General features: G+C 69.3%; 21 protein-coding genes and 1 tRNA gene. 7 read left to right on the forward strand and 15 right to left on the reverse strand.

Annotation, left to right across the window (positions count from 1 at the left end):
• Positions 1-91 precede the first annotated feature (91 nt).
• Entirely contained in the window at positions 92-397 is a 306-nt protein-coding gene (locus C1707_RS26350; RefSeq protein WP_145998380.1) for a hypothetical protein, read from the forward strand.
• A 78-nt stretch (positions 398-475) separates the two neighbouring features.
• Here the strand turns inward: C1707_RS26350 and C1707_RS24290 are convergent, their stop codons facing one another.
• The 3 genes from C1707_RS24290 to rplJ form a co-directional block, all read right to left on the reverse strand.
• A complete protein-coding gene (locus C1707_RS24290) occupies positions 476-2,827 on the reverse strand; it encodes a glycoside hydrolase family 31 protein (RefSeq protein ID WP_101713308.1) in 2,352 nt (783 codons plus the stop codon).
• A 329-nt stretch (positions 2,828-3,156) separates the two neighbouring features.
• Positions 3,157-3,537: a 50S ribosomal protein L7/L12 gene (gene rplL, locus C1707_RS24295; RefSeq protein WP_101713309.1), complete on the reverse strand. Its 381-nt coding sequence runs from the start codon at positions 3,535-3,537 to the stop codon at positions 3,157-3,159.
• Between the two features lie 46 nt (positions 3,538-3,583).
• On the reverse strand, positions 3,584-4,102 hold the full coding sequence (gene rplJ / locus C1707_RS24300) for a 50S ribosomal protein L10 (protein WP_101713310.1): 519 nt from the start codon (positions 4,100-4,102) through the stop codon (positions 3,584-3,586).
• Positions 4,103-4,477: 375 nt separating this feature from the next.
• Between rplJ and C1707_RS24305 the strand changes: the two genes are divergently transcribed.
• On the forward strand, positions 4,478-4,855 hold the full coding sequence (locus C1707_RS24305) for a VOC family protein (RefSeq protein ID WP_101713311.1): 378 nt from the start codon (positions 4,478-4,480) through the stop codon (positions 4,853-4,855).
• Positions 4,856-5,053: 198 nt separating this feature from the next.
• Here the strand turns inward: C1707_RS24305 and C1707_RS24310 are convergent, their stop codons facing one another.
• From C1707_RS24310 to C1707_RS24350, 9 genes are all read right to left on the reverse strand, one after another.
• Positions 5,054-6,274, reverse strand: a complete 1,221-nt coding sequence (locus C1707_RS24310) for a TIGR03862 family flavoprotein (RefSeq protein ID WP_101713312.1) — start codon at positions 6,272-6,274, stop codon at positions 5,054-5,056.
• Positions 6,271-6,669, reverse strand: a complete 399-nt coding sequence (locus C1707_RS24315; RefSeq protein WP_240633812.1) for a type II toxin-antitoxin system VapC family toxin — start codon at positions 6,667-6,669, stop codon at positions 6,271-6,273. Before C1707_RS24315 ends, C1707_RS24310 begins: the two co-directional genes overlap by 4 nt.
• Positions 6,666-6,905: a type II toxin-antitoxin system VapB family antitoxin gene (locus C1707_RS24320; RefSeq protein WP_101713313.1), complete on the reverse strand. Its 240-nt coding sequence runs from the start codon at positions 6,903-6,905 to the stop codon at positions 6,666-6,668. Before C1707_RS24320 ends, C1707_RS24315 begins: the two co-directional genes overlap by 4 nt.
• A 141-nt stretch (positions 6,906-7,046) precedes the next feature.
• A complete protein-coding gene (rplA, locus tag C1707_RS24325; RefSeq protein WP_101713314.1) occupies positions 7,047-7,736 on the reverse strand; it encodes a 50S ribosomal protein L1 in 690 nt (229 codons plus the stop codon).
• 4 nt (positions 7,737-7,740) lie between these two features.
• Positions 7,741-8,172, reverse strand: coding sequence for a 50S ribosomal protein L11 (rplK, locus tag C1707_RS24330; RefSeq protein ID WP_101713315.1), 432 nt, complete (start codon positions 8,170-8,172; stop codon positions 7,741-7,743).
• A 165-nt stretch (positions 8,173-8,337) separates the two neighbouring features.
• Positions 8,338-9,693, reverse strand: coding sequence for a tetratricopeptide repeat protein (locus C1707_RS27030; RefSeq protein ID WP_164467450.1), 1,356 nt, complete (start codon positions 9,691-9,693; stop codon positions 8,338-8,340).
• 157 nt (positions 9,694-9,850) lie between these two features.
• Entirely contained in the window at positions 9,851-10,408 is a 558-nt protein-coding gene (gene nusG / locus C1707_RS24340; protein WP_058346465.1) for a transcription termination/antitermination protein NusG, read from the reverse strand.
• A gap of 14 nt (positions 10,409-10,422) precedes the next feature.
• On the reverse strand, positions 10,423-10,734 hold the full coding sequence (secE, locus tag C1707_RS24345; protein WP_058346466.1) for a preprotein translocase subunit SecE: 312 nt from the start codon (positions 10,732-10,734) through the stop codon (positions 10,423-10,425).
• A 63-nt stretch (positions 10,735-10,797) separates the two neighbouring features.
• Positions 10,798-10,873: transfer RNA gene (locus tag C1707_RS24350), tRNA-Trp, on the reverse strand.
• Positions 10,874-11,118: 245 nt separating this feature from the next.
• On the opposite strand from C1707_RS24350, the gene C1707_RS26355 reads away from it, so the two are divergent.
• The gene (locus C1707_RS26355; RefSeq protein WP_164467451.1) at positions 11,119-11,292 is read left to right on the forward strand and encodes a hypothetical protein; all 174 of its coding nucleotides are present in this window, start codon (positions 11,119-11,121) and stop codon (positions 11,290-11,292) included.
• Between the two features lie 47 nt (positions 11,293-11,339).
• Here C1707_RS26355 and C1707_RS24355 read toward each other — a convergent pair whose 3' ends face one another.
• Complete coding sequence (locus C1707_RS24355; RefSeq protein ID WP_240633813.1) at positions 11,340-11,630, reverse strand: hypothetical protein; 291 nt, start codon at positions 11,628-11,630, stop codon at positions 11,340-11,342.
• Between the two features lie 391 nt (positions 11,631-12,021).
• Here C1707_RS24355 and C1707_RS24360 point away from each other — a divergent pair, with 391 nt between their 5' ends.
• A complete protein-coding gene (locus tag C1707_RS24360) occupies positions 12,022-12,858 on the forward strand; it encodes a ferredoxin--NADP reductase (RefSeq protein ID WP_101713318.1) in 837 nt (278 codons plus the stop codon).
• Positions 12,859-12,928: 70 nt separating this feature from the next.
• On the opposite strand, the gene C1707_RS24365 is transcribed toward C1707_RS24360, so the two are convergent.
• On the reverse strand, positions 12,929-14,146 hold the full coding sequence (locus C1707_RS24365) for an MFS transporter (protein ID WP_101713319.1): 1,218 nt from the start codon (positions 14,144-14,146) through the stop codon (positions 12,929-12,931).
• A gap of 91 nt (positions 14,147-14,237) precedes the next feature.
• On the opposite strand from C1707_RS24365, the gene C1707_RS24370 reads away from it, so the two are divergent.
• From C1707_RS24370 to C1707_RS24380, 3 genes are all read left to right on the forward strand, one after another.
• Positions 14,238-15,032 (forward strand): AraC family transcriptional regulator, encoded by a 795-nt coding sequence (locus tag C1707_RS24370; RefSeq protein ID WP_101713320.1) that lies wholly within the window; start codon positions 14,238-14,240, stop codon positions 15,030-15,032.
• A 55-nt stretch (positions 15,033-15,087) separates the two neighbouring features.
• On the forward strand, positions 15,088-16,302 hold the full coding sequence (locus tag C1707_RS24375) for a molybdopterin molybdotransferase MoeA (RefSeq protein WP_276310646.1): 1,215 nt from the start codon (positions 15,088-15,090) through the stop codon (positions 16,300-16,302).
• A 61-nt stretch (positions 16,303-16,363) separates the two neighbouring features.
• A complete protein-coding gene (locus C1707_RS24380; protein WP_101713321.1) occupies positions 16,364-18,235 on the forward strand; it encodes a nucleoside-diphosphate sugar epimerase/dehydratase in 1,872 nt (623 codons plus the stop codon).
• Positions 18,236-18,377: 142 nt separating this feature from the next.
• Here the strand turns inward: C1707_RS24380 and C1707_RS24385 are convergent, their stop codons facing one another.
• Positions 18,378-21,623 (reverse strand): error-prone DNA polymerase, encoded by a 3,246-nt coding sequence (locus tag C1707_RS24385; protein WP_101713322.1) that lies wholly within the window; start codon positions 21,621-21,623, stop codon positions 18,378-18,380.
• Between the last annotated feature and the right edge of the window lie 131 nt (positions 21,624-21,754).

Consider the following 21,754-nt stretch of genomic DNA (forward strand, 5'->3'; position numbering starts at 1 on the left):
GACGAAAAGGAGTGGCCACTCTAGGCTATTGAAACGCCCTTCCAGATCAGCGGGGCAAAGCTAGACTCTGATGACATGTCGGAGAAAGTTAATGCCCAATATTTATAGCGAACTGACTACAACCCTGCTCAGCCTCGTCGAACCCGGTTTCGGACGCCGGGGGCAGTCCGATCTTATCGCACAGGTCGACAGCCTGACGCGCGAAATCGAGCGGGCTTCAGGCAACCACGGCTATGTCTGCGAAAAGGCCGGCAATGTGCGCGAGTGGGTCCGCAAGGCCTGCTCGTCGCGCCCCACTCACTGGACCCGTCAGCAACTCGAAGGCTTCGCTTACGAGGACGCCTATCGCTTACACGGCGCGTGGTCTGCCCCCTCTAGCTCTCAGGAACCCATTTGAGCGCTACACGCACGAAGGCTGATTGGGCGTGAGCCTCCAAAGAAAAAGGGGAGGACGTTTCCGCCCTCCCCTCTTGCCTTACTTCACCACCTGAACCGCGCCCTGGGCCTGGGCCGCCAGGACCTTGTCGCCGGTGGCGGTCAGCTTGCCGGCCTTGTCGTCCCAGCGCAGCTTCACCGTCTTGCCGACGCCCTTCTCGTAGGCGTTGGTGACGCCGTCGTCGTCATAGAGCGAGAACTCGGCGTCGCGGCCCGGATAGACCTTCACCGCGCTGATCGCCTGAGCCTGACTGGTGTTCATGATCGGCGCGCCCATCGGCACGATCGAGCCGGCGCGCACGAACAGCGGGATGACGTCGATCGGCGCCTTCACGCGGATCGTCTGGCCGCCCGCGAACTTCTGGTTGGTCCAGTAGTCGTACCAGTCGGCGCCCGCGGGCAGATAGACGTCGCGCTCGGTCTGGCCCTGCTCGGTGACCGGAGCCACCAGGAAGGCCGGGCCGAACATGTACTGGTCGCCGATGTCAGCCACCTTCGGGTCGTTGGGGAAGTCCATGAACAGGCCGCGCATGAACGGCGCGCCGGTGTCGTAGGTCGTCTTGCCCATCGAGTAGAGGTACGGCATCAGCGCGTAGCGCAGCTTGACGTACTTGGAGAGCACGCCTTCGGCCTCCTTGCCGAACGACCACAGCTCGGTCTCCTTGCGCATGCCGTGCACCCGCAGGGTCGGGGTGAACACGCCGTACTGGAACCAGCGGGTGAACAGCTCGGGATAGTCGTTGTTCTGGCCGACCACGGCGCGGGCGTCCGACGGATCCAGCAGCGGCGCCTTGGTCGCCGTCGTGGTCTGCGGCAGCCACTGCCATCCGCCGATGTCGTTGCCCCAGTAGGCCAGGCCCGAAGCGGTGAAGTTCAGGCCCGACGGCACCTGCCGGCGCAGGGCCTCCCAGGTCGGCTGGATGTCGGACGACCAGAACAGCGAGCCGTTGCGCTGGGCGCCGGTGTAGGCCGCGCGGGCCAGGATCAGGTTGCGCTTGTCGGGGCGGTCGCGGCGCGAACCGTCGGCGGCCAGCTGGGCGTGCAGTAGCGGGAAGGCGTTGCGGATGCGGTCGCCCGAGCCGGCGTGGAAGAAGAAGCCCGACGGCACCAGGTCAGGCTCGGTCTCGTCCAGCCACAGCCAGTCGAAGCCCTGCGAGATGATGTTGTCGCGGATCTTGCCCCAGAACCAGTCGCGGGCCTCGGGGTTGGTGCTGTCGATCAGCGCACCGGTGCGGTCGCTGCGGAACGGCAGGCCGTCGACCGGATCGCCGTTCTCGTCCTTCAGGAACCAGCCCTTGCCCGCCAGATAGTTGAAGTAGCGGCCTTCCTGCTCGAAGCGTGGCCACACGCTGATGATGGTGTGGACGCCGCGGTCGTGCAGCGTCTTGTTCATGCCGGCCGGGTCGGGGAACTGCGCCGGGTCGATGTCGATCTGGCCCATGCGGGTCCAATGGAACCAGTCCAGCACCATGATGTCGAGCGGCAGCTGGCGCTTCTGGTAGCCGTCGGCCACGGCCATGAACTCGGCCTGGCTCTCGTAGCGGGCCTTGGACTGGATGTAGCCGAAGGCGGCCTTGGGCGGCAGCGGCGTCACGCCGGTCAGGGCGCGGTAGCCGGCGTAGATCTCGTCGGTGGTCTTGCCGGTGATGACGAAGAACGACACGCGCTCGCCGACATTGCTCTGCCACAGGGTGCGGCCGTTGACGCCCGGATAGATCTTGGTGGCCGAGGGGTTGTCCCACAGGATGCCATAGCCCTTGCTGGTCACCAGGAACGGCACGCAGACGCTCTCGCCGTGCGGCGCGTCGTAGTCGTGCTTGCAGTCGATGGTGCGGCCGCGCAGGTCGAGCGCGCTTTCCGACTCCTGGTTCTGGCCCAGGCCGTAGAAGTGCTCGTCGGCGGTCGTCGAGAAGCTGGCGCCGGCGCGGAAGGTCTTCTCGCCGCTGACGACGTGCGGGGCCATCTCCCAGCCGGTCATGTCGACCAGCGAGGTCCCGTCGGGCTTGCGCACCTTGATCGAGACCGGCGGCAGGGCCGGGGCGAAATAGCGCTCCTGCAGGCTGGGCGCGCCCGGCCACGGCTGGGCGACGACTTCCAGCGACAGCTCGGCCGAGGTGAAGATGTCGGCGCCGGCCTTCTGGTCGTGGCGCCAGCCCTTGTCGGTGGCCGTCCCGTTGACGCCGTAGCCCGGCGCGGCCTTGGCCAGGTCCTTGTCCTGGCTGATGGTCACGCGGATGACGTTGGGAGCGTAGGTCTCGACCGAGACGTAGGCGCCGTTGCGGTCGACCGTCGTCTGCGGCGCGGCGACCGCCATGCCCGCCCCGGCGCTGAGCGCCAGGCCCGAAACCAGACCCAGGACGCGCGCCCGCGCGCCGTTACCCAGCCAAGCCATGCGATTCCTCCACTAAGTTACCGCTATCATTTCCTGATACCGGCCTAGAGGGGCCTGACAGCGCCGTCAACGCAGAAGGTGGGATTTATGGGATGAATAGCCAAACCCTCTCCCTGAAGGGGGAGGTGTCGGCGAAGCCGACGGAGGGGGGACTTGTGAACCGGCTCCCCCGCCCGTCGTTCGGAAGGGACTTCCCCCTCCGGCCCTGCGGGCCACCTCCCCCTTCAGGGGGAGGATCGTGAAAACGAAAACGGGCCCGGAGGTTTCCCTCCGGGCCCGTCTCGTAAGGTCGTGAAGACCAGATCCGCGTCAGACGACGCGGAACCGGATTACTTCACTTGGACCTTGGCGCCGGCTTCGGTCAGCTTCTTGGCGACTTCGTCGGCCTGCTGCTTCGAAACGTTTTCGACGACGTTCTGCGGAGCGCCTTCGACCAGGTCCTTGGCTTCCTTCAGGCCGAGGTCCGGACGGACGCCGCGGACTTCCTTGATCACGTTGATCTTCTTGTCGCCGCCGTCGACCAGGACGACGGTGAACTCGGTTTGCTCTTCAGCGGCTTCAGCCGGAGCAGCGGCGCCACCGACGGCGGCCACGGCGACCGGAGCGGCGGCCGAGACGCCCCACTTTTCTTCCAGCAGCTTCGAGAGTTCAGCGGCTTCCAGCACCGACAGGGTGGACAGTTCTTCGACCAGCTTTTCGAGCTTCGACATGTGTCAGTTCCTTAGAGAGATTGGGATAGATTTGCGGGGATGACCGTTACGCGGCGTCTTTGGTCGCGTAGGCGTTGAAGACGCGAGCCAGCTGGCCAGCCGGGGCCTGCAGGACGCCAGCGATCTTGGTCGCCGGAGCCTGGATGAGGCCGATGAGCTTGCCACGCAGTTCGTCCAGCGACGGCAGGGTCGCCAGAGCGCGCACGCCGGCTTCGTCGAGCACGTTGGTCTGGTCCAGAACGCCACCGACAATCTTGAGCTTGTCGTTTTCTTTGGCGAACTGCACCGCGATCTTCGCGGCCGAGACGGCGTCCGGGCCGAAGGCGATGGCGACCGGACCGGTGAAGAGCGTGTCGCCCTTTTCACCGAGCTTGCCGTCCAGAGCCTTCAGAGCCAGGGTGTTCTTCACAACCTTGATCGCGGCGCCTTCCTTGCGGAGGCGAAGACGAAGGTCGGTCATTTCCGCAACGGTCAGACCCATGTAGTGGGTCACGACGACAGCGCCGGCATCGGCGAAGACGCTTTTCAGCGACTCGATCGATTCCTGCTTTTGAGCGCGGTCCATTGCGGTCTCCTACTCAGTTGCAGGCGGCCGGACCATTCCGGCAGCCAGATGCTCGTCCCATGCGGAATTGCTCCCGCGCGCGAGTTGCATCAGCCTGTTCCAAGGAAAGTCGGCCGCGCACCTGACTCGGACTGACGTCACGAGAAGGAGGTCTTGGCGTCTCTATCCCTGTCTCCCGACGGCGAGGAAGGGCTCTTCCTCGATTATGGCGCTGGTGACCCCGCGCCCCGCAGTTCTCAAACAGGTTCGCCGCCAAACCGGAGTCCAGCGGAGAGGCGGGCCGTATAGAGGATTTGCCGAAGGAACGCAACCAGGTGTCGGAACGTAGGGCGTCCGAACGTCTTCAAGGCGTGGAAACCGCAAAGGAGCCTCGCCATGCTGGGCCAGTTCGACGCCTCCCCCACCCTGCCGGTCAAGGACCTGGCGCGGGCGAAACGGTTCTATGAGGACGCCCTGGGCCTGGCGCCCGAGGGTGATTCCGAGATGGACGTTCAGGCCTATCGCGCCGGCGGCGTGGTGCTGACCGTCTATCAGTCCGAATATGCCGGAACGAACCAGGGCACGGCCGTCACCTGGCCGGTCGGCGAGCGCTTCGACGCCGTGGTCGCCGCGCTGAGGAACAAGGGCGTCGCGTTCGAGACCTACGACATGCCCGGGATCACGGTGGAGGACGGCGTGCACCGGGCCGGCGGGATGAAGCTCGTCTGGTTCAAGGACCCGGACGGCAACATCCATCACGTGGGCAGTTTCTGAGGGGCTCTGCTCCCCCCGCACCTCTTCGTAGCCCTCTCCTCGCCTTCCTCGCCCTTGTGGCGAGGACCCATGCCGGCGGCCGCTCAGATCCAAGCGGAGGTCGAGAGGTTTGAGCAGGCTGGACCATGGATCCTGGGCACAAGGCCCAGGAAAGCGGTGAAAGAAGCGCCGAGCCTGAACCTACCCCAGCCCCTCCCCCTACCCCAGCCCCTCCCCCGCCGCCTTCGCCGCCGCGACGCCGGTGGCGAAGCAGGCTTGCAGCAGGTAGCCGCCGGTCGGGGCTTCCCAGTCCAGCATCTCGCCGGCCAGGAACACGTCGGGACGCGCCCGCAGGGCCAGGCCGTCCAGACCCTCGAACCGCACGCCGCCGGCCGCCGAGATCGCCCGCTCCAGCGGGCGGGCCGCCGTCAGCCGGATCGGCGCGGCCTTGATCGCCGCCGCCAGCGCCGCCGGCTCGCCCGGCAGGTCCAGGCCGTGCGCCTCGCGCAGCAGGTTCACCTCCACCGGCGACAGCTTGAGAGCCTTGCGCAGATGGTTGGCCAGCGACTGGCCGCCCCGCGCGCCCGACAGCCGGCGCTCCAGAGTCTCGGCCGGCAGGTCGGGTCGCAGGTCGATCGTCAGCGTCGCCGCGCCGTCGCGGGCGATGGCTTCGCGTGGCGCCGGCCCCAGGGCGTAGACCGCCCCGCCCTCGATCCCGTAGCCGGCGACCATGGCGTCCCCCCGCGCCTGGCGTCCTTCGCAGGTCAGGCGCACGTTCTTCAGCGGCTCGCCGGCGAAGCGGTCGCGGAAGATCTCGCTCCAGGCGACCTCGAAGCCGCAATTGGCCGGGGCGAACGGCGCGATGGCCGCCCCCTGTGCCTCCAGCACCCCCGTCCAGGCGGCGTCGGAGCCGAGCTTGGGCCAGCTGGCGCCGCCCAGCGCCAGGATCGTGGCGCGCGGCCGCCAGGCCTCGCGGCCGTCCGGCCCGTCGACCAGCAGGGCGCCATCGGCGTCCCACCCCGCCCAGGCCGACCGCGTGTGCAGGGAGACGCCCAGGGCCTCCAGGCGCGCCAGCCACGCCCGCAGCAGGGGCGAGGCCTTCATCGCCTTGGGAAACACCCGGCCGCTGGCGCCGACGAAGGTCTCCTGCCCCAGATCCCTGGCCCAGGCGACCAGGTCGGCCGGCGTGAACGCCTCCAGCATCGGCAGCAGTCGCGCCTCGCGGTCGCCGTAGCGGGCTGCGAAGCGCGCGAAGTCTTCCGAATGGGTGAGGTTAAGCCCGCCGCGGCCGGCCATCAGGAATTTGCGCCCGAAGGTCGGCATCTTCTCGAACACCACGACCGAGCGGCCGGCCTCGGCGAGGCGCTGGGCGGCGACCAGGCCGGCGGGGCCGCCGCCGACCACGGCGACGTCGATGGTCCTGGAAGCTTCGGGCGTCACGCGGCCTCGATGTCGGTCAGGGAAAAATCGCCGCCCTTGTAGAGCAGCGGAACGCCATGAACCTTGGCGCAGGCGTAGGAGAAACAGTCGCCCATGTTCAGCTTAGCCGGATGGATGCCCTTGCCGAAGCGGGCGTGAGCTTCCAACGCCAAGACCTGCTCGGTTTGCCCAATGGCGACCAGCCGAGCCTCGAAGGTCGATTGCAGGTCGCCGAGTCTGGCAGCGGCTTCGATCTGGTTTCGCCCCGTTTCTCGCGCGACGGCTCGCACGGTCTTCCAACCGGCTATGGCGGAGGTGAGCACCATGGACCCGCCCGCCAACTTGGCCCTGAAGGTTTCGGCCTCGGGCTCCTCCAGCAGCATGGCCGTCCAGGCCGACGCATCGACGAACATCATTCGTCGTTGAGGCTGTCGAAGAACGCCTTGTCGGCCTTCAAACCCGTGCGAGGCCAACTGGCGACTTCGGCGCATATCGCCCGCGCCTTGGCCAGCTTCTCTTCCCTCGCCTTTTCACGGGTGGCTAGGGCTTCGGCGGCGGCCAGCTTTACCGCCTCGGTAATGCCGACATGCGCCTTCTCGGCCAACTGACGGACCAGGGCGTCGGTCTCTGGGTCGCGAATATGGAAGGCCATCGATCGTCTCCATCTAGACAGAAGATAACATCGGCTAGCCAAGCTATCAAATCCAGGTCCCGATCGTAGAGCCCAAACGCAAGACGGGCGCTGGATCGCTCCAGCGCCCGTCCGCGAAGTCAGTTCGCTTGGATCAGCCGATTAGGCGGTGATCGAGGCGATGTCGACCTTGAAGCCCGGACCCATGGTCGAGGACAGGCCGACGCGCTTGACGAAGATGCCCTTGGCGCCCGACGGCTTGGCCTTGTTCAGGGCGTCGATGAGCGCCTTGACGTTGACCAGCAGGGCCTCGTCGGTGAACGAGGCCTTGCCGATGCCGGCGTGCACGATACCGGCCTTTTCGACGCGGAACTCGACGGCGCCGCCCTTGGCGTCCTTCACGGCTTGGCCGACGTTCGGGGTCACGGTGCCGACCTTCGGGTTCGGCATCAGGCCGCGCGGACCGAGCACCTTACCGAGGCGACCGACCAGGGCCATCATGTCCGGGGTGGCGATGACGCGGTCGAAGTCCATGAAGCCGTTCTGGATCTTTTCGACCAGGTCCTCGGCGCCGACGACTTCGGCGCCGGCGGCGGTGGCTTCGGCGGCCTTGGCGTCCTTGGCGAAGACGGCGACGCGAACGTCACGGCCCGTGCCCGACGGCAGTTGGACGACGCCACGGACCTGCTGGTCGGCGTGACGCGGGTCGACGCCGAGGTTCACCGAGATCTCGATGGTCTCGTCGAACTTGGCCTTGGCGTTGGCCTTGACCAGGGCGATAGCTTCGGCGACGGCGTGGGTGGCGTCACGGTCGCCGGTCCAGGCCTTGATGCGCTTGGGTTGCGTAGCCATTGGATTAGGCCTCCACGATCTTCAGGCCCATGGCCTTGGCGGAGCCTTCGATGATCTTGGCCGCGGCCTCGATGTCGTTGGCGTTCAGATCCTTCATCTTCTTCTCGGCGATTTCGCGCAGTTGCGTGCGCGTCACTTCGCCGACGGTCTCACGACCGGTCAGCTTCGCGCCGGACTTCAGGCCGGTGATCTGCTTCAGGTAGTGGGTCGCCGGAGGCGTCTTGGTGATGAAGGTGAACGACTTGTCCTGGTAGACCGTGATCACGGTCGGCAGGGGGATGCCCTTTTCGACGTTCTCGGTGCGCGCGTTGAACTCCTTACAGAAGCCCATGATGTTGACGCCGCGCTGACCCAGAGCCGGGCCGATGGGGGGCGAAGGCGTGGCCGAGCCAGCCTTCACCTGGAGCTTGATGTAGCCCAGGATCTTCTTAGCCATACTATCCTCTCGTGAGGGCCGGAGCCCTCGCTGGTGAGCCGTGGTGCGGGCTTGGCGGCCCTTCCACGGATTTGGTTCCGCCTTAACGGCGAACACGCCCCGGAATCGGATCCCGGAGCGAGGTCGCGGCGTGTAGCAGGCGCGCGGCGGAGAGTCCAGCGCCGGTCAGGCGCGGGCCGCCGCCAGAGCGGCCAGGTCACGGGCCGCCGCCTCGACCGCGCCGGTCCAGCCCGCTTCGAGCTGGTCTTGCCGATAGAGCCGCATCGACCCGTACCAGGCGCTGTCCGTCCCCGACAGGCCCCAGCGCCAGTCGGGGGCGAACGGGATCATGGTCCAGACCGGTCGCCCCAGGGCGCCGGCCAGATGGCACGGGGCCGAGTCGACCGACACCACCAGGTCCGCCAGGGTCATCACCGCGGCGGTGTCGGCGAAGTCCTTCAACTCGCCACCCAGGTCGAGCACGCCCAGCCGGCGGGGCAGATCCGCCGCGGCGGGCCCCTTCTGCACGCTGATCCACCGCACGCCGGGGACTTGCAGCAACGGCGCGAGGTCGGCCGGGGTCATGGAGCGATTGTGGTCGTTGGTGTGGTCGGGGTTTCCGGCCCATGCCAGGGCCACGGTCATATCGGCGCTGTCGCCCAGCCGGGCCTTCCACGCCGCCACGCGCCCCGGAGGAACCGAGAGATAGCCGCCGCGCGCCGGAAGCGCCTCCGGTCGGGCCCCGCAGTAGAGCGGCAGGCTGGGCAAGGGGCAGCAGACGTCGAAAGACGGCCTGTCGCCCGGCTCCAGCACCCGCACCCCGGCCAGCGACGCACGCGCCAGGGCCGTCAGGGGACCGGGCGCCATGACCGTCACCTGTACGCCCCGCGCGACCAGCGGCGGCAGGAACCGCAGGAACTGCAGCCCGTCGCCCAGCCCCTGCTCGCCATAGGCCAGCAGGCTGCGTCCGCGGATATCCTCGCCGCGCCACTGTGGAGCGAAACCCGGATCGGCGCCGTCCGTTCGCGACTCGCGAAACTCGTAGTCGATCAGGCCGGAGGCGTAGTCGCCCTCCAGCAGGCTGAGGAAGCCGCGGCCGAAGCGGGCGTCGACATGATCGGGAGCCAGCTTCAGGGCCGCGTCGAAAGCCTCCCGGGCCTCGGTCAGACGGCCCAGATAGCGCAGGATGTTGCCCAGCGCGGCCAGGATCAGCGGGTCGCCGGGATCGGCGACGGCGGCCCGGCGGGCGTGCGGCTCGGCCGCGGTCGCCGACGTCGTCTGCAACAGCATCAGCGCCAGGGACGCCTCGGCGCGCGCGTGGGCCGGATCGAGGGCGAGGGCCGAGCGGAACGCCTGCGCCGCGGCCTTCCACTTGCGCTCCCCGCGCAAGGCCAGGCCGAGGTGATAGTGCGCGGGGGCCGAGCGCGGGTTCACCGCCACCACGGCCCGCAGGCCGACCTCCGCCGGCCGCGTCCGTCCCGCCAGCAGGTGCGCGATCGCCGCGTCGTACCTGTGCTCCTGCCTCATACGATCGTGACGCATGGCCCGCCTCCCCTCGCGACCCGCGAGGGCTAGAGGCGGCAAGGCGCGGCGGCACTGGACTTTAGCACAGCGGCCGACCGGAAAAGGGGGGCCCGGAAAGCAAAAACCCCGCGCCATCGCCGGCGCGGGGTCTTCGAAAGCTCGGCGAAGGGATCGCTTAGGCGATCTTCTCGACCTGGCTGTATTCCAGCTCGACCGGGGTGGCGCGGCCGAAGATCGAGACGGTGACCCGCAGACGGGCCTTTTCCTCGTCGACCTGCTCGACCGAACCGTTGAAGCTGGCGAACGGGCCGTCGATGACGCGGACGTTCTCGCCGACTTCGTACAGCACGACGGTCTTGGGCTTCTCGACGCCCTCTTCGATCGCGCCGACGATGCGCTGGACTTCCTTTTCGGAGACCGGGGTCGGCTTGGAGCCGCTGCCCAGGAAGCCCGTCACCTTCGGGGTGTTCTTGATCAGGTGGTAGGCCTCGTCCGAGAGGTTCATCTTCACCAGGACGTAGCCCGGGAAGAACTTGCGCTCGGCGTTGACCTTGCGGCCGCGGCGGATCTCGACGACGTCCTCGGTGGGCACCAGGATCTCGGAGAAGCTGTCTTCCAGGCCCTGGGCCTTGGCTTGCTCACGGATGCTCTCGGCCACCTTCTTCTCGAAGTTCGAGTAGGCGTGGACGATGTACCACTTGTGGTTCGGGTTGGTCGCGGTTTCGGTGCTCATGGTCTTTATATGTCTTATCCGGCCGCGAACTTCAGCAGCAGATTGGCCAGCGTACCCAGAATCCAGTCGACGCCGAAGAAGAACACCGAGGCGACGATCACCATGATGAAGACCATCACCGAGGTGATCCAGGTCTCCTTGCGGGTGGTCCAGGTGATCTTGCGGGCTTCGGCGCGCACTTCACGGATGAACTGCACCGGGTTGAAGGGCTTCTTGGGGGCCGCAGCGGCGGCGGAAGGAGCCTGACCGGCAGGGGCCAGCGCCGCGGCCGTGCGGGCGGCGCGGTTCTTGATCGCTGACGGGCTGGATCCCGGTTTCCTGGCCATGGTTTCAGAGGCTCGCGTATCTGACAGGCCGGGCCGAACGCCGGACCGGCCGATGACATATAGTGGCAGGAGTGGAGGGACTCGAACCCCCGGCCCTCGGTTTTGGAGACCGATGCTCTACCAGCTGAGCTACACTCCTGCAGAACTCCGGTCCCGATAGAGAGGACCGCAGCCTTGGCGACGGTCGAGGCCGGAGGGCCGCGAGCGGCGCCGCCGACGCTTCCCAGCGCCAGAGCGGCGTCGTGTAGCAGGGTCGTTTGCGCCGGGCAAGCGGATCAGGACGCCTTCGACACGCGTTATTGCCTAAGTCGCGGGTCAAGCGGCGCCTTTTCACAGGTTTCTTGGCCCGCCCCGGCATCCGCCCCGTGTCTGAAAGGATGGAATATGGCCGCGAACACCGGCGAGCGCCCCTCCAATCGGGAGGTCGAGCACGAGAATCAGCGACCGAATCCGAACGCCGACGGCAAGCCGCCTCGCCCCGCCACCGAACCGGCCGGCGGAGAGGCCAGCGTCGATACGCCGAGGACGCGAACCGACCCCGGCTCCGGCGAGGGCTGAAGCGCAGCCTTCACCGAAGCCCTAGAGCCGTTCGAAGCGATCAGGCTTTAGCCGTCTTTCTTTTCTTCGGCGCCGGTCGAGGCGCTCGGCGTCGCCGCCGCGCACTGGACGTTCAGGTACGACCATTTCACGTCCGTGAGCTCACGGCCGCATTCGGTGTTCTTGCCCTGGTCGCGACCACGCAGCGAGACGCCGACCCCCTTGGCGGGGTCCGGAGCCGGGCTGGCGCTGGAGACGTCGTAATAGCCGCCGTTGGGGCCGCGCACGACGAGGCACTTGGTGTTCTCGACCGGCCGCACGCAGCCGCTCGCCGTCACCGACTTGCCTTCCAGGGTCACTTGTTGGGCTTTGGCGGACTTGGATTGGGCGCCGCCTTCACAACCCGCTACGCCTAACGCTAACAGACTGGCCGCCGCGGCGGCCATGACGAACCTCACCCGCATACGTTCCTCCGTATCGTTGGCTTCGCGAACGAAGCAAAAGGAAGTCTGCGCCCCGTTTGGGTGGTCGGCAATCACATTTTTGACACAGTCGGAAAAAGCGAACGGCGGTATTTTAGACCGCTCGTAGAATTTTTTCTCCAAGCGGCTTCAGATCGCAAAAGTTGACATCCGCTCTCAACTTCTCACATGACACGCGGGTCGCCTTCAGGGCCGGAGCGACGCCCGACTTTTCTTATGCGCGCCGCTGTTTTTGCGAACGGGCGCGAACAGGATCGAAATCACAGACATGACGGCCGAGACCGCCACCGCCGCCGCCCCTGCTCCCGCCAAGGAGTCCCCGCATCACCTGGAGACCGTCCTCTGGGTCAAGCACTGGACCGACCGGCTGTTCAGCTTCGCCATCACCCGTCCGGCCAGCTTCCGATTCCGCTCGGGCGAGTTCGTGATGATCGGCCTGCCGGCCCGCGAGGAGCTGGGTGAGAAGAAGCCGATCCTGCGCGCCTATTCGATCGGCTCGCCCTCGTTCGCCGAGGAACTGGAGTTCTTTTCGATCAAGGTGCCCGACGGCCCCCTCACCTCGCGCCTGCAACAGATCAAGGCCGGCGACCAGGTCCTGCTGGGCAAGAAGCCGACCGGCACCCTGGTGCTGGACGCGGTCAAGCCGGGCAAGCGCCTGTTCTTGTTCGGCACCGGCACCGGCCTGGCGCCGTGGCTGTCGGTCGCCCGCGATCCCGACGCCTACAGCCGCTTCGAGAAGGTGATCGTCGCCCACGGCGTGCGCGAAGTTCAGGAACTGGCCTATCGCGACCTCTTCACTAGCGAGATCCACGACGACCCGCTGGTCGGCGACGAGGCCAAGGCCCAGCTGGTCTACTATCCCACCGTCACCCGCGAGGCGTTCGAGCGCCAGGGCCGCTTCACCGACCTGATCACCAGCGGCAAGCTGTTCTCCGACCTCGGCCTGGAAGGCGGCAAGTTCGATCCCGAACACGACCGCGCCATGCTGTGCGGCTCGATGGCCATGATCAAGGACACCGCCGCCCTGCTCGAGGCCCACGGCCTGGTCGAAGGCTCCAACGCCGAGCCTGGCGACTTCGTCATCGAGCGCGCGTTCGTCGGCTGATCGCCCGACCATCGCCGGAAACGAGAAAGGGCCAGCCGCGAGGCTGGCCTTTTTGCTGTCCGGGTTCCTCTCAGGCCCTGCGCGTATTGGGCAGGAACGCCGCCAGCAGGCCCAGGGCCGGCAGCACGGCGCAGACCTTGTAGACGGTCTCGACGCCCTTCCAGTCGGCCAGTTCGCCCAGCACCGCCGCGCCCAGGCCGCCCATGCCGAACGAGAAGCCGAAGAACAGGCCCGAGATCATGCCGATCCGGCCCGGCGCCAGTTCCTGGGCCAGCACCACGATGGCCGGGAAGGCCGAGGCCAGCAGCAGGCCGATGATCACCACCAGCGGCCCGGTCCAGAACAGGCTGGCATAGGGCAGCAGCAGCGTGAACGGCAGCACGCCCAGGATCGAGATCCAGATCACCGCCTTGCGGCCGAAGCGATCGCCCACCGGTCCGCCGGCGATCGTGCCCAGCGCCACCGCCGCCAGGAAGGCGAAGAGGTGCATCTGGGCGTTCTCGACCGACACCGAGAAGCGCTCGATCAGGTAGAAGGTGAAGTAACTGGTCAGGCTGGCCATGTAGACGTACTTGGAGAAGATCAGCACAAGCAGGATGGCGATGCCCTTGCCGGCCGCGCCCTTGGGCAGGTCCAGCGCGACCTTGCGGCCGCTCCCGGCCGCCAGGCGCGCCGCGCCGTGATGGCGGGCCCAGACGGCGACGTTCCACAGCACCGCCCCGGCCAGCAGGGCCAGCAGAGCGAACAGGGCCAGGCTCGACTGGCCCCAGCGCACGACGATCAGCGCCGCCGCCAGCGGTCCCAGCGCCTGGCCGGCGTTGCCCCCGACCTGGAACAGCGACTGGGCCAGACCCGGCCGGCCGCCCGCCGCCATCCGCGCCACCCGCGACGATTCCGGGTGGAACACCGACGAGCCGACGCCCAGCAGACAGGCGCCCAGCAGCACCAGGCCGTAGACGTGCGCGATCGACAGCACCGCCAGGCCGGCCAGCGAGAACAGCGTCCCGCCGGGCAGCACCCACGGGTTGGAGCGGCGATCGGCGTACAGCCCCACCAGCGGCTGCAGGATCGAGGCGGTGATCTGGTAGGCCAGGGTGACCAGGCCGATCTCGCCGAAGCTCAGGTTCAGGTCGGTCTTCAGGTTCGGATAGATGGCCGGCAGCAGCGACTGCATCATGTCGTTGAGCAGGTGGCAGCCGCTGATCGCGAGGATGACGCCGAACACCGTGGTCTGCGCCTGGTCGTGGGGCGGCTCGGCGGCGGGGGATCGGATCGCGGTGTCGGTCATCGGGCTCTTCCAGTGAAGGTGAGACCGCGATAGGACCTGGAAAGTCGTCCCGCATTCCGCATCGGGACTTTCACTTTCGCGAGTGGGACAGATGGCCAAGCCCTGGACGCATCCCGCCGACTACGACGCCGCGCCCCGTCCGGTGGTGGCCACCGGCAACGAGTATCCGCCCTCGTTCGAGCTGGACTGGCACCAGCACGGGCGCGGTCAGCTGCTCTACGCCGCCGCCGGCGTGGCCGTGGTCAGCACCCCGCACGGGGCCTGGATCGCCCCGCCGGAACGCGCGGTGTGGACGCCGGCGGGCGTGCCGCATTCGGTGCGCATGGTCGGCGCGGTCAGCACCCGCAGCGTTCTGCTCGACGCGCGCGCCTCGGCGGCGCTGGGCGACACGGGCCGGGTGATCGGCGTCTCGCCGCTGGTGCGCCATCTGCTGATCGCCGCCTGCGACATCCCCGTCGACTACGACGAGGCCGGCCGCGACGGCCTGGTCATGAACCTGCTGCTGGCCGAACTGACCCGCGCGCCGGTGATCCCGCTGGCCGTGCCTTTCCCCGCCGCTCCGGCCCTGGCCCGCCGCTGCCACGCCTTTCTCGAGCGCCCCACGCCGCACGAGACCATCGACGACTGGTGCGGCGAACTGGGCCTGGGACGCCGGGCCTTCACCCGCGCCTTCCGCCGCGAGACCGGCATGAGCTTCGGCGCCTGGCGGCAGCAGGCCTGCCTGCTGGCCGCCCTGCCCCGCCTGGCGGCCGGCGAGCCGGTGACCACCATCGCCCTGGATCTCGGCTACGACAGCCCGGCCGCCTTCTCCACGATGTTCAGGCGACTGCTGGGCATTCCGCCGAACCGCTACAAGCCCGGAGGGGCCGGCGCAGGTTTCGATTGACCCGCGCCCGCTCCTGCCACAGCCATGGCCCGCGCCAGACAGGGACCATCGATCCGTGAGCCAAGCCCTGAAGAACCTGACCGTCGAGGACGCCCGCGCCCGGATGCTGGACGGCGCCGCGCGCCTGGGCGTGGAGGCCGTCGCCCTGTCCGAGGCCGTCGGCCGGGTGCTGGCGCGGGACGTCGTCGCCGATCGCCATCAGCCGCCCTTCGACGCCTCGGCCATGGACGGCTGGGCCGTCCGCCGGGCCGACTACGGCGTGGTCGCAGCCTTCGCGATCGCCGGCGAAAGCGCCGCCGGCCGCGCCTATCCGGCGACGCTGGAACCAGGCCAGGCGGTGCGGATCTTCACCGGCGCGCCCGTGCCCCCGGGCGCCGACCTCGTGATCATCCAGGAAGAAGCCGTGCGCGACGGCGACCGGGTGTCCTTCGCGGCCGGCGACAATCCCAAGTCCAACATCCGCCCGGCCGGCGGCGACTTCCGCTCGGGCGACCGGCTGCTGGGGGCCGGGGCGCGCATCGATCCCTGGCGCCTGTCGCTGGCCGCCGCCGCCGGACGCGCCGACCTGCCCGTCGCCCGTCGACCCAAGGTGGCGATCCTGGCCACGGGCGACGAACTGGTCGCGCCCGGCGGCGCGCCCGAGGCCGACCAGATCTTCGAGTCCGGCTCGTTCAGCCTGGCCGCGCTGATCGAGGCCTGGGGCGGACAGCCGATCAAGCTGGCCCCCGCCGCGGACTCCGTCGACGCCATCGCCCTGGCGGTGGCCGACGCGGAGGTCGACCTGGTGGTGACCATCGGCGGCGCCTCGGTCGGCGACTACGACCTGGTCAAGCCGGCCATGGCGCGGCTTGGCCTTGTCCTGCGCGTCCAGACCATCGCGGTGCGTCCGGGCAAGCCCACCTGGTTCGGCTTGCTGGAAGACGGCCGCCGGGTGCTGGGCCTGCCGGGCAATCCGGCCTCGGCCCTGGTCTGCGCCGAACTGTTCCTGCGTCCGCTGCTGGCGGCCCTGTCCGGCGCCGATCCGGCCCTGCCCTTCGGCGTCGCCCGCCTGGCCGCCCCCCTGCCCGGCAATGGCCCGCGCGAGCACTGGATGCGCGCCGCGCGCGCCGTCGACGCCGAAGGCCGGGTGACGGTCACGCCCTTCCCGGACCAGGATTCGTCGCTGGTCGGCGTGTTCGCCCGCGCCGACGCCCTGGTCATGCGCCCGGCCGGCGCCCCGCCCGCACACGCCGGCGACCTGGTCGTGACCCTGCCGCTGGCCCGCGCCTGAATCGGCGACGGCGCGCGAGCGGCATGCTAAGCCGCGAAAGTTGAACGGAGTTCGAGTGTCCATGGGCCGCGCCGGCAAGATCGCAGCGCACGTGTTTCTGGCCTTCCTGGCCCTGCTGATCGGACAGGTGCTGGCCGCCGGCCTCGACACCGACCGGCCCGGCCTGCTGGCCCATGCCGGCCTCTACGCCCTGTCGGCCTTCGTGGTGGAGCTGCTGTTCCGGCTGGAGCGCGCGCCCTGGCGGTTCGTCGCCGCCGCCGACCACCTGCGCATCGCCCGTTCGGCCGCCCTGACGGCCCTGACCTTCTCGCTGCTGGCCCGCCTGTTCCTGCCCGACCTCGATGGCGGCCTGCGCACCATCCTGGCGGCCTTCGTCGTGCAGATCGGCCTGCTGGCCGCCCTGCGCGTGGGTCGCCGCGCCCTGCACGAGGGCGTGCTGGCCGAGGCCCTGCTGCGCCTGCGGCCCGCCCCAGCCCATCCGGCCCTGCCGCGCCTGCTGATCATCGGCACGGCCGCCGAAGCCGAGACTTTCCTGCGCGCCCCGGGCCTGACCGAGCGCTACGCCGTGGTCGGCCTGCTGACCCCCGAGGCCCGCGAGACCGGCGACGAGATTCGCGGCGTCTGCGTGCTGGGCGCCATCGACCGCTTCGACGCCGTCATGCGGCAGTTGAGCGACGGCGGCCTGTCGCCGGCCGCGGTGCTGTTCCTGGCCGAGGCCCCCTTGAGCGCCTTCGGGGCCGAGCGCCTGGGCCGGCTGAAGAGCGAGGGCGTGCGCCTGCTGCGCCGCCCCGGCGTGGTCGAGATGGGCGAAGGCCCCACCGCCGCCGCCCTGCGCGAGATCAGCCTCGAGGAACTGCTGAGCCGCGCCCCGGTGCGCCTCGACCCGGCGCCCGTCCGCGCCCTGGTCAGCGGCCGGCGCGTGCTGGTCACCGGCGCGGGCGGCAGCATCGGCTCGGAGCTGTGCCGCCAGATCGCCGCCAGCGGCGCGGCCCACCTGACCCTGGTCGACGCCTCGGAAGCCAACCTCTTCCTGATCGACCGCGAGATCGCCGAAGCCTGGCCGCAGCTGCCGCGCCGCGAGGCCCTGTGCGACGTGCGCGACGCCGACCACGTCACCCGCCTGCTGGCCGCCGAACAGCCCGACATCGTCTTCCACGCCGCTGCCCTAAAGCACGTGCCGATGGTCGAGAACCACCCCTGCGAGGGCGTGCGCACCAACGTGCTGGGCACCCGCAACGTCGCCAGCGCCGCCAAGGCGGCCGGCGCCGCGCACTTCGCCCTGATCTCGACCGACAAGGCCGTGGCCCCCTCCAGCGTCATGGGCGCGACCAAGCGCGTGGCAGAGGCGATCGCCCGCCAGTTCGGCGGCGGCGGCCAGATGCGGGTCGGCGTCGTGCGTTTCGGCAACGTGCTGGGCTCGGCCGGCTCGGTGGTGCCGGTGTTCCGCCACCAGATCGCCCGCGGCGGCCCGGTCACCCTGACCGACGCCAATGTCGAGCGCTACTTCATGACCATCCCCGAGGCGGTGTCGCTGGTGCTGCGGGCCGTGGCCCAGTCGGCGGCCGACGCCGCCCCTCCGGCCGGCGTGCTGACCCTGGAGATGGGCGAGCCGGTGAAGATCATCGACCTGGCCCGCCGGATGATCGAGCTGCAGGGCCTCACGCCCGGCAAGGACATCGAGATCCGCATCACCGGCCTGCGTCCCGGCGAGAAGCTCACCGAGGCATTGGTCGACGTCAACGAGACCGCCGCGCCCAAGTCGGCGGGCGTGGTCGAGGCCACCCCGGTCGCGCCGCCGCCGCGCATCGACGAGGCCACCCTGGCCGGTCTCGAGGCCGCCGCCATCGCAGGTGACGAGTTCGGCGTGCGGGCCCAGCTGTTCGCCCTGGTCGAGCGCCTGCGGTCGACGACGGCGGAGACGGCGCAGGCGTAAGAACCTCCCCCCTCTGGGGGAGGCGGCCGAAGGCCGGTGGGGGGCCGTTTTCCGCTTCCGAGGGCTCGGCCGTTTCCCGAACCGCTCCTCCCTCCGATCGCTACGCGATCGCCTCCCCCACAGGGGGAGGTTCCTATTGCCCTCAATGAAAGTCCCGGCTGCGCAGCAGGCGGCCGGACACCTTCTGGCGCACCCTTGGGGCCGGCGCGCCCGGCTCGTCGCGCAGGGTCGACAGCTGCGCCGACAGGTCGGTGAAGCCCTCGGCGACGATGTGGATCACGCCCTCGGCGGCCTGCACCCGGCCGTGCACCACCAGGAACGAGGCGGTCATCACCACGTTGCGATCAGCCTCGAAACGGTCCTTCCAGACCACGGCGTTGGCCACGCCTGTCTCGTCCTCGAGGGTGACGAACACCACGCCCTTGGCCGTGCCCGGCCGCTGGCGGATCAGCACCAGCCCGCCGACCGACACCTTCTGGCCGTTGCGGAATTTCGGCAGCTGGTCGGCGGCGACCGCGCCCATCTCCGCCAGCATCGGCCGGTAGAAGCCGCACGGGTGGGCCTTCAGGGACAGGCTGGTGGTGCGATAGTCCTCGGCCACCTCCTGCGGCGCGGCCATGGCCGGCAGGGCCACCTTGTCTTCGAACAGCGGCAGGCCGGCCAGCAGCGGGGCCTGGGCCGGCGCCTTGTGCTCGCCCTTCAGGCCCTTGACCGCCCACAGCGCGTCGCGGCGCGACAGGCCCGTCGAGGCGAAGGCGTCGGCCTCGGCTAGCAGTTCCAGCGCCCGCTGCGGCACGCCGCCCTGGGCGAACTCGGCCGGCGTGCGGGCGCCCTCGTCGCGGGCCTTCATCAGGGCTTTGACGTCGGCTTCCTTCAGCCCCTTGATCTGGCGCAGCCCCAGGCGGACCGCATGCCAGCGGGGACGGGTCTTCTCGCAGGAGACCTTGCGGGGATCTCGTCGCTCCGCACCCGCTGGCGCGGGAGAGGAGCGGCTCTCCAAAGTACAGTCCCAATCGCTGGCCATCACGTCGGGCGGCCGCACCTCGACCCCGTGCTCGCGGGCGTCGCGGACCAGCTGCGACGGCTGGTAGAAGCCCATCGGCTGGGAATTGATCAGGGCCGCGCAGAACACGTCCGGCCAGGCCCATTTGATCCAGGCCGAGACGTAGACGAGCTTGGCGAAGCTGGCCGCGTGGCTTTCCGGAAAGCCATAGTGGCCAAAGCCCTCGATCTGCTTGAAGCAGCGCTCGGCGAAGTCGCGCTGATAGCCGCGCGCCACCATGCCCTCGACGAACTTCACCCGGTACTCGGCCGGCGTGCCCAGGTTGCGGAAGGTGGCCATGGCCTTGCGCAGGCCGTCGGCCTCGTCGGGCGTGAACTTGGCCGCCTCGATGGCCAGGCTCATGGCCTGCTCCTGGAACAGCGGCACGCCGTAGGTGTTGCCGAGGATCTCCTTCAGCTCGTCCTTGGGCCCGTGCTCGGGCGACGGATGCGGCCAGTCGACCGGCTCGATCCCGTTCCGGCGTTTCAGGTAGGGATGCACCATGTCGCCCTGGATCGGCCCCGGCCGCACGATCGCCACCTCGATGACCAGGTCGTAGAACCGGCGCGGCCGCAGGCGCGGCAGCATCGACATCTGCGCCCGGCTCTCCACCTGGAAGACCCCGATGCTGTCGGCCACGCACAGCATGTCGTAGACGCCCGCCACCTCGGCCGGCACGTCGGCCAGGTCGACGATGGTCTCGCCGTGATCGGCGCGCAGCATGCCGAAGGCCCGCTGGATCGCCGTCAGCATGCCCAGGGCCAGCACGTCGACCTTCATCAGGCCCAGGCTGTCGATGTCGTCCTTGTCCCATTCGATGAAGGTGCGGTCCTTCATCGCCGCGTTGCCGATCGGCACGGTCTCGTCCAGGCGGCGCTTGGTCAGCACGAAGCCGCCCACGTGCTGCGACAGGTGGCGGGGAAAGCCCATCAGTTCGGTGGCCAGGGCCACGGCGCGGGCGATCTCGGGCGCCTTGGGGTCGAGGCCCGCGTTCTTCAGGTGCTCCTCGGGCAGGCCGTCGCCCCAGCTGCCCCAGACCGTGCCGGCCAGCAGGCTGGTGACGTCCTCGGTCAGCCCCAGGGCCTTGCCGACGTCGCGGATGGCGCTGCGCGGGCGATAGTGGATCACGGTGCCGCAGATCGCCGCGTATTCCCGGCCGTAGCGCTCGTAGACGTACTGCATCACCTCCTCGCGGTGCTCATGCTCGAAATCGACGTCGATGTCGGGCGGCTCGCCGCGGTTCTCGGAAATGAAGCGGGTGAACAGCAGCCGGTGCCTGGTGGGATCGATGGCGGTGACGCCCAGGCAGTAGCAGACCGAGGAATTGGCCGCCGAGCCGCGCCCCTGGCACAGGATGCCCTGTCCCCGCGCCCAGCCGACGATGTCGTGCACGGTGATGAAGTAGTTGGGGTAGTCCATCTTGGCGATCAGCCGCAGCTCTTCCTTCAGCTGCGCCGCCACCTTGTCGGGCACGCCGTCGGGATAGCGCCAGGCCGCGCCCTGCCAGGTCAGGTCGGTCAGGTGCTCCATCGAGGTCTTGCCGGGCGGCACCGGCTCGTCGGGATAGTCCTCGTGCAGGTCGCCGAGGTCGAAGCCGATGCGCGCGACGATCTCGACGGTGCGGGCGATGGCCCTGGGCCAGCGCTCGAACAGGCGCGCCATCTCGGCCGGGGCCTTGATGTGGCGCTCGGCGTTGGCCTCCAGCCGGAAGCCGGCCTCCTGGATCGTGCAGTGCTCGCGCACGCAGGTGATGACGTCCTGCAGGGGCCGCCGCTCGGGGCCGTGATAGAGCACGTCGTTGGTGGCGACCATCGGGGCGCCGGCCGCCTCGCCCAGGGCGTCCAGCCGCGCCAGCCGCTTGAGGTCCTGGGCGGCGTAGGCGCGGGCCGCGGCCAGCCAGACCCGGCCCTTCAGGGCGGCGGCGATGCGGAAGAGGTCGGCCTCGAAGGCCGCGTCCAGCTTGTCGGGCGGCACGACCAGCACGAGCTGGCCCTCGGCGTGCGCGGCGAAATCGGCCCACGACAGGACGCACTCGCCCTTGCCCGCCCGCCGCTGGCCGATGGTCAGCAAGCGCGTCAGCCGTGCGAAGGCCTCGCGGTCGGCCGGGTAGCACAGCAGGCTGGGCGTGCCGTCGGCGAAGTCGAGGCGGCAGCCGGCCAGGGCGCGGACCTTGAGCGTCTTGGCGGCCGTCCAGGCGCGCACGACGCCCGCCAGGCTGTTGCGGTCGACCACCCCCACGGCGGAGAGGCCATAGGCCTCGGCGGTCAGCATCAGCTCCTCGGCGCGGGAAGCGCCGCGCAGGAACGAGAAGTTGGTGGTGGCCTGGAGTTCGGCATAGGCGGTCATGGGATGCAGTCCCCCGCACCTCCCCGAGAAACGGGGGAGGTGACGCGCTGCGGATACGCAGCGTGACGGAGGGGGCGACAGCCGGCACGGCGCCCAGCCTCGCCCCCTCCACCAGCTTCGCTGGTCCCCCT

Source organism: Caulobacter flavus (assembly GCF_003722335.1).
Lineage (GTDB): Bacteria > Pseudomonadota > Alphaproteobacteria > Caulobacterales > Caulobacteraceae > Caulobacter > Caulobacter flavus.